General features: G+C 39.5%; 8 protein-coding genes and 1 pseudogene. 5 read left to right on the top strand and 4 right to left on the bottom strand.

The genetic code is table 11. The features are described 5' to 3' along the window. Positions 1 to 52 precede the first annotated feature (52 nt). A pseudogene (locus tag HWQ58_RS12865) lies at positions 53 to 604 on the top strand (hypothetical protein); the annotation flags it as partial. 216 nt (positions 605 to 820) lie between these two features. After that, positions 821 to 1,201 (top strand): VCBS repeat-containing protein, encoded by a 381-nt coding sequence (locus tag HWQ58_RS12860; protein ID WP_292862621.1) that lies wholly within the window; start codon positions 821 to 823, stop codon positions 1,199 to 1,201. Between the two features lie 271 nt (positions 1,202 to 1,472). On the opposite strand, the gene ychF is transcribed toward HWQ58_RS12860, so the two are convergent. The 3 genes from ychF to yidD form a co-directional block, all read right to left on the bottom strand. Further along, positions 1,473 to 2,564, bottom strand: a complete 1,092-nt coding sequence (ychF, locus tag HWQ58_RS12855) for a redox-regulated ATPase YchF (RefSeq protein WP_292862618.1) — start codon at positions 2,562 to 2,564, stop codon at positions 1,473 to 1,475. 45 nt (positions 2,565 to 2,609) lie between these two features. Next, positions 2,610 to 2,837, bottom strand: coding sequence for a hypothetical protein (locus HWQ58_RS12850; RefSeq protein ID WP_196508711.1), 228 nt, complete (start codon positions 2,835 to 2,837; stop codon positions 2,610 to 2,612). Positions 2,838 to 3,036: 199 nt separating this feature from the next. Further along, a complete protein-coding gene (yidD, locus tag HWQ58_RS12845; RefSeq protein WP_292862612.1) occupies positions 3,037 to 3,273 on the bottom strand; it encodes a membrane protein insertion efficiency factor YidD in 237 nt (78 codons plus the stop codon). A gap of 61 nt (positions 3,274 to 3,334) precedes the next feature. On the opposite strand from yidD, the gene HWQ58_RS12840 reads away from it, so the two are divergent. Further along, positions 3,335 to 4,036, top strand: coding sequence for a diacylglycerol/polyprenol kinase family protein (locus tag HWQ58_RS12840; RefSeq protein WP_292862609.1), 702 nt, complete (start codon positions 3,335 to 3,337; stop codon positions 4,034 to 4,036). 763 nt (positions 4,037 to 4,799) lie between these two features. Next, entirely contained in the window at positions 4,800 to 5,495 is a 696-nt protein-coding gene (locus HWQ58_RS12835) for a class I SAM-dependent methyltransferase (protein ID WP_292862606.1), read from the top strand. Positions 5,496 to 5,755: 260 nt separating this feature from the next. On the opposite strand, the gene HWQ58_RS12830 is transcribed toward HWQ58_RS12835, so the two are convergent. Then, positions 5,756 to 6,682 carry an alpha/beta fold hydrolase gene (locus HWQ58_RS12830; RefSeq protein ID WP_292862603.1) on the bottom strand — a complete coding sequence of 309 codons (927 nt, stop codon included), beginning with the start codon at positions 6,680 to 6,682 and terminating at the stop codon, positions 5,756 to 5,758. Positions 6,683 to 7,147: 465 nt separating this feature from the next. Between HWQ58_RS12830 and HWQ58_RS12825 the strand changes: the two genes are divergently transcribed. Continuing rightward, positions 7,148 to 7,702 carry a thioredoxin family protein gene (locus tag HWQ58_RS12825; protein WP_292862600.1) on the top strand — a complete coding sequence of 185 codons (555 nt, stop codon included), beginning with the start codon at positions 7,148 to 7,150 and terminating at the stop codon, positions 7,700 to 7,702. Positions 7,703 to 7,716: the final 14 nt, after the last annotated feature.

Below are 7,716 nucleotides of genomic sequence, written 5' to 3'. Positions count from 1 at the left end.
TCACTGGTGGATTCAATTTGGAGTTTAATCGTAACTAATTACCCGGACATGATATCACATCAGATTCGAGCCTGCCAAGAAGACCATTTCAGTGCTGAAAGAATTCAGTCTACCAGAAATTATTCAAGGAAATAACTTTGAAGCATTTGGATTACAAAATATAGATGGTAAATTAGTTGCTATTTGGGGACATCGAGGTGAAGGAGAACAACCAGCAACTATTTTTTGGGGAATGTTTGACTTAGCTAAATATCAAATTACCCTCGCAGGTTCTGCCAATCTGAAAGTACCGTTTCCATCTGGAAATGTTCGCCATATTTCAGATATTAAGGTAGACCCCGTAGGAATTGTATATATCACTTCAGCAAGTGATGCCGGAGATGATGGTCCATTTCAGTCAGCTGTGTATGTCGCTGGTTACTTGGGATTGCGTGGTAACAAAATTGTGTGGCGGCAAAATTCTCAATTTGTTCCTCTCTACCGCTCTGATTATCACAAAATTGAAGCTATGGAACTTGTTCCCGGTGCAGAAGGCAGTGTGATTCTTGGTACAGATGATGAAAATTTGGGTTCTTATGTATACATCTTGGGTGTAAGTAGCTGAAGCTATGCTAGTTGAGTGACAAAAGTTTGAGTTAATTTCATAAATAATATATCTTTACATCAAATTAGACTTTAATTTATAATATGCTTATTAAGCAGCAAGTATACTAATAAAAATATATTAGTTGAGCGTAAATTTAATGTTTGTAAAGAATAATTGCAGTAACTACTGAGAAAAAACGAAATTGAATCTTCTCGTCAAAAAGGGGAAAAATTAATGCCTTTTGATTTTAACGGTGATGGTAAAGATGACTTTATTCGCCAAGAAAAAGGTGCATATGCTGCCGATGATATTGATACAGCCCAAGTCTATCTCTCCAATGGAAATGGTACCTTTTCCAGCCAACTATTAACTGATTACATATTCCAGAAAGGTGATTTTGTCAATTTGATTGTAGGAGATTATAACGGTGATGGTAGAGATGACTTTATTCGCCAAGAGAAAGGTGAATATGCTGTTGATGATATTGATACAGCCCAAGTCTATCTCTCCAATGGAAAATTCGCCAAGAAAAAGGTGCATATGCTGTTGATAATATTGGAACAGCCCAAGTCTATCTCTCGAATGGAAACGGCACATTTTCCAGCCAACTTTTGACTGATTATACAATCCAAAGTGGTGATTTCGTCAATATCATTGCTTAAGTGTTGCGACCTGACAACAAGGGGCAGAGTAAGCAGAGTAAGCTGTCATTAGGATTAAAGCTAGAGCAAGTGTCACCTACTCTAGCTTCAATCTTTAAGAGCATATTTGAAAAGTTATGAAGAGGCAAATTTTATGGCGATCGCCTCACTATTGGCGTTGGATTAATGTCTCACGCGAAGGAAAATCCATAAAATCATCCCGCATTTATACAACGCCATTACCTCTACACATTAAATCGGAACAACATTACATCCCCTTCCTGCACAACATACTCTTTCCCTTCACTGCGAACCAACCCTTTCTCCTTTGCAGCATTCATCGAACCGGTTGTTACCAAGTCTTTATAAGCGACTGTTTCGGCGCGAATAAATCCCCTTTCAAAATCACTGTGGATTACACCGGCTGCTTGAGGTGCAGACATTCCAGCGTTAATTGTCCAAGCGCGGGTTTCTTTGGGGCCGCAGGTGAAATATGTCCGCAAGCCTAAAAGCATGTAAGTTGCCCGAATCAATGATTTCAAACCGCCTTCTTCCACACCTAAAGACGCGAGGAAATCAGCTTTATCTGACTCTGGTAATTCCACTAATTCTGCTTCAACTTGAGCCGAAACTATCACAACTTGAGCATTTTCTGTCGCTGCAATTTGCCGCACTGTTTCCACAAAATGATTACCAGTTGCCAACTCATCTTCAGATACATTCGCGGCGTAGATAATCGGCTTATAAGTGAGCAGATCCAGTCCTTTAATAATTTCTGTTTCTTCTTCGTTCAAGCTCACCTGACGCACCGATTTACCTTCATTTAAAGCCGCAGCCAATTTTTCTAAAACTGTGATTTCAAACTGTGCATCTTTGCTAGTACGAGCTTGTTTGCGAGTGCGGTCAATTCGCCGCTCAATTTGTGATAAATCTGATAAACCCAGTTCTATATTAATGATTTCAATATCTCGTGCTGGGTCAACAGAACCAGCAACGTGGATAATATCGTCATTTTCAAAACAACGTACCACATGGACGATCGCATCAACTTCCCGGATGTGGGACAGGAATTGATTCCCTAATCCCTCACCCTGACTTGCACCTTTAACTAAACCGGCAATATCTACAAATTCAACCCGTGCCGGGATAATTTGTGCCGAACTGGCAATTTTAGCAAGAACATTTAACCGTTCATCCGGTACTGCGACAACGCCGACATTCGGTTCAATCGTGCAAAAAGGGAAGTTAGCTGCTTCAGCTTTAGCATTAGCAACTACAGCATTAAATAAAGTAGATTTTCCGACGTTGGGAAGTCCGACAATTCCGGCTCTTAGCATTTTTGATTTTAGATTTGGGATTTTGGATTACATTACCAAGGTAATCTAAACAGGTTCCGGTATGGTTTGGGGAATTGGGCCTGGAACCGTCTGAGGAATGGGAGCAGGTACTGGTTCTGGTACAGGCCCCGGTAACGGTTGAGGAATCGCTGGCCCCGGTACAGGTTCGGGACTCGGTAGCGGATTCGGCTCAGGATTGGGACTAGGTAGCGGGCTTGGGCCAGGAGTAGGAATTTGTGGTTCAGGTATAGAAATCGCAGTAGGATTAATCATGATAAGTCTAAATTAAATCATTTAACCTTCCCACGCTAGATGACAACCTCATCTGTTGACATCTCCCCAAATAGCTATACCCACCAACACTTTCTTTAATAAATTACCGCTCTTGTCATTCTCTGCGTCCCTCTGCGCTTCCCTCCGCGCCCCTTTGCGTTTAAATTCCAACCCTCAATTCGCCACAATTTGTACTAAACTACTGCTCCTTTACCTTTTCTACCACCTCTGGCACTGGATCATAACCACCTGGATGAAACGGATGACAGCGCAAAATCCGCCGAGTTGCCATCCACCCACCACGCAACACTCCAAATCGTTCAATGGCTTGAATAGCATACATCGAACAAGTTGGTTGAAAGCGACAAGTCGGGAGAAACAACGGCGAGATAAACATTCGGTAGCCCCGAATCAGCCAAATAAATAATAATTTCATTGCAGCCACCCAAATCTTATAAATTAGTAACAGGGATAAAACTTTTCATTTTGTTGCATCTTTGTTAATTACATTTTCTGACTTCACCTCAATTCCGGTTTTATGGCTGCAAATTGCGTTGGCTACAATCTGGGTATTACTCATCCTCCTGATTGCATGGGTGGTAAACCGCTTCGCCAACGAGCCAGAAATCGTGCGGAAGATAGTTCATATTGGCACTGGTAATGTGATTTTAATCGCTTGGTGGCTAGATATTCCTGCCAGTGTAGGGATTACAGCTTCTATTTTAGCGAGTGCAATCACCTTATTGTCCTACCGATTGCCCATTCTTCCTGGTATTAATAGCGTTGGACGGCAAAGTTTAGGGACATTTTTTTATTCTGTCAGTTTCGGTATTTTAGTTGCCTGGTTCTGGTATTTACAACAACCCCAGTATGCAGCACTCGGAATTTTGATAATGACTTGGGGAGATGGACTAGCAGCCTTAATTGGGCAACGCTTTGGTAAACATAAGTATAAAGTTTTTGGTACAGAAAAAAGTTGGGAAGGCTCCCTAACTATGATGCTCGTTAGCTATGTCGTCAGTAGTTTGATTTTAATTGGAACTCAAGGAAACAGTTGGCAAACTTGGGCGATATCCCTGATAGTGGCAGTTATAGCTACTGCTTTAGAAGCTGTTTCATTTTTGGGTATTGACAATTTGACAGTTCCTTTGGGTAGTGCAGCCCTTGCCTTCTTTTTAAGTCACTTAGTTCTTAGTTAATAATCTTCTTGAGCGCCATTCCTAATTGTTCAGGACTTACGCAAAAACTCTCTGCAACTCTTATTCCTTTTCTACGAGACGCTATGCGTAGCTTGCTTTTGTGTAGGGGTAGGCTATCGGTGACGCTTAAACCTTTAGCAATAAGCAAAGGCTAATGAGATTATTTTTGAAATTATTGAGAATAGACTGTTATTATTGACATGAAATGGCCGCCCTGACTTTGCGCCGAGCAGGTAGGCGAACAACTTGGAACTCCGATATTTAATCCATCAAACTAATGCAAAATGTTCCAAAGCATAAGTATTTATAATCTCACTTCTATTGAGAGCGCGTTTTGTCAACTCTCGTGAGATAATACTGTGGAGTCCGGTTAGTCATTCAATTTATCAAATTTTTTAATTTACTTAAAATCTCAGCTTAGGGTCTTTCAGATTTGACATTTATCAATTGCAGTTCTAACACTAATTGCATTGATGAATAGAATTTTATTCGCTATTTCAGGCATCTCCTAATCTGAGGATTTATTAATTTTTATCTCTTGAGAGTCATGAAAGCTATTTACGGACGCGCTCGCTTCCGTTATAGATGGAATAAACAAGTCAAATCCTCTTTCCTCCTGCCTTGTTTCTTTAAAGAGCGATAGTCGATAAATTATTAGTCTAGATTTTGCACAGGTGCAAAACTTTTAAACGCACTTCTTCAACATTACATAGTGTTCTTGCTAATTTCTATTCTGCTTCTGTAACACTAAAAGGAAATAATTATGAGTTTATCTAATAAAATAGCCCAGAAAATAAGTAATTATGATAATCCTAAATCCATCGGTTCAAAATTTAGAAATAAACGAATCGCAACTTTAGTTTCAATAATTGAAAAAACTTATGAAAAGCATGGATTAGTTAACATACTTGATATTGGTGGAAGAAAAAATTACTGGAATATATTACCCGAAGAATTATTGAAGCGAAATAAAGTTCACATAACTATTGTTAATTTACCTGGGGAAATTTTACCAGCAACTGAAGAACATTATAAATTTATTTATGGAGATGCTTGCAACCTGAATGATTTTCCAGATAATTCTTTCCATATAGTTCATTCTAATTCTGTAATTGAGCATGTTGGAAATTGGCAAAATATGATGAATTTTGCTAAAGAAGTTAAAAGGCTAGCACCAAATACATATGTACAAACACCATATTTTTGGTTTCCAATAGAGCCACATTTTATGTGTCCTTTTTTCCATTGGCTACCGAGGCCAGTAAGAATTAGTTTAATTATGCGTTTTGATTTAGGAAATCACAAACGTTCTCAGACAGTTAACGAAGCTACTGCCAAACTTGAAAATTATCGTTTGTTAGATAAGAAAATGTTACAAGAGTTATTTGTCGATTGTTTTATCAAGCATGAAGTAGTTTTTGGCATGACTAAATCTATCATAGCTATTCGTAATGAATAATAGACTATTGGGGATACCGCGACCATGACCGAGGATATTCCAGAAAACGCTGTCACTACTACTAAGTAGGCTTTGCCTACAAACTATCTAGTCCTGTAGTTTAAACTTTGCAATTAGCAGGCGAGGATAAAATTTATAAAATTATCAATTATTTTATCTGAAAAAAACCTGAAATTATTGCCAAGCAATAGTTTCAGGTTTTTATTCCTCGAATTTAATATTTATTAAATCTGCTTTAATATCTGCAGAATGCGGGTAAATTATGCCTCTAATTTTGCCGAGTCTATTAGCAGCGATCGCTCCAAAATCCAATCGAGTAAAATCGGATTGACTAACTCCGGCGCTTCGTCCTGCGGACAATGCCCCACTCCCTCTAAAGGAATAAACTTTTCTACTTGCGGAAAGTTAGCTAATTCTCTCCCTAATTGAATTGGTTCCCACGGATCGGCCGTTCCCCACAAGATAATCGCCGGACACGCTAACAGTGGTAAAAGGTCTTCTGGTAGTGGCCCTGTAGAATAAGAAGTAAAAGCAAGAAACACAGCACCAGCCCCCACATCGCTTGCTGGTGAAGTGAGAATATCTACCAACTCATCTGTCACCATCTCAGCATTGGCATAAGCTTGCAGCAGAATTTTCCGTACTGTTTTCGGTTTGGCGAGTTGATTGAAAAAGAAATCACCAACTGGTTTAATAGATAACACCCGTTGCAGTAGAGGCGCTCCGTAACGACGAGATAAAGGTAAAGTTACCCGTTTGCGATCGTGCAACAGCCGTAAAGAACAGTTGAGCAAAGCAACTCCCAAGGCAATATCTGGGTTACTTACTGCTGCTTGCATAGCTACAATACAGCCAATGGAATTTCCGACTAAAAAAGCTGGCTCACCGACAACTTCACGGCAAAAATCTGCTACTTGCTGTCCCCAGGTTTCTAATGTGTAGGTAATTTTTTCACCAGGTTGAGGTTTTGCGGAAGCGCCAAAACCAATCAAATCGATCGCATAAACACGGCAATTTTCCGCTAATACGGGAATATTTTTGCGCCAGTGCCACCAAGAAGCACCAAATCCATGCACTAGGACAACAGCTGGCCCAGTAGTTCCTTGGGTTTGATAACAGATCGGAAAATCTTGCCAAATCCAGGTTTTTGTAGAGTTAAGTGCTGTTTTTGAACTTGAGGTTGTCATGGTAAATTTGATGTAAACAAGGCTAAAAGCTTTTTAGCAGCAAGGCACGAGTAAAATTGTTTTTAATTTGCATAAAATTTATCAGATTTTCAAAATAAATCTTTTGCTCTAGTGATAGCCTATACATATACCACAAAAGCTTCTAAGCTGATAATACTAGCATTAAGCTGATAATTTTATCCAGTATAGATTTTCATCTTGTTGATAGAGGTAACTTACTCACAACTGAGATTCTGTCAGTATTAGAAATCATAATTTATCTAATATGAGTAATATTTTGGCTATTTTTTAGATGTGAGTGAATTAGCATCAGTGCTAGATTCAGTAGTTTCACAATTTACGATCGCAAATTTGGTCTATAAGATTGGCGAATATGAGGCATCGGCTAAGGGGTGGTTTGCAACTGGAAACTGACGCTGAATTTAACAATATTTTTCTTGTTCCTAGTTCTGCGAGCCAGAAATTATGAATCTACTAGAAACAATTGATACTCCCGTTGGGAGCTACGCACCAGATTTTGAACTGCCAGGAATTGATGGTCAAGTACACCATCTCAGGCGTTATCTTGAAAAGTTCCGAGCAGTCGGCGTTATTTCTCTATGTAACCACTGCCCTTATGTAGAGCGGTATTTAGGCAGGCTAAAAAACATTCAAGCCGAATTTGCCCCAAAAGGCTTCACACTAATTGGACTCAATGGTAGTAATGTTGACTACGACACTAAATCAAGCTTTGAAAATATGAAAGCTTTTGCCCGACGTTACCAGTTGAACTTTCCCTACCTGTGGGACTCAACGCAAGATGTCACCGGTAGTTTCGGCGCAACAAAAACACCAACGGCCTTTCTCATAGACACAAATGGTATAGTCCGTTACAAAGGTAAAATTGATAATCATCCCCAAGAGCCATTATCAGTGGGAGAGGATTATTTGAGAACTGCGATCGCTGCTCTGTTTAAAGGTGAAGAAATAGTAATACCACAAACAGAACCAGTCGGGACTACATTGATTTGGCGTAACTAGACATAGATTGTCCC

This window comes from Nostoc sp. LPT (assembly GCF_017115165.1).
GTDB lineage: Bacteria > Cyanobacteriota > Cyanobacteriia > Cyanobacteriales > Nostocaceae > Nostoc.
The sequence above is the reverse complement of the archived record's forward strand: the minus strand, read 5'-3'. Positions and strand labels throughout refer to the sequence as shown.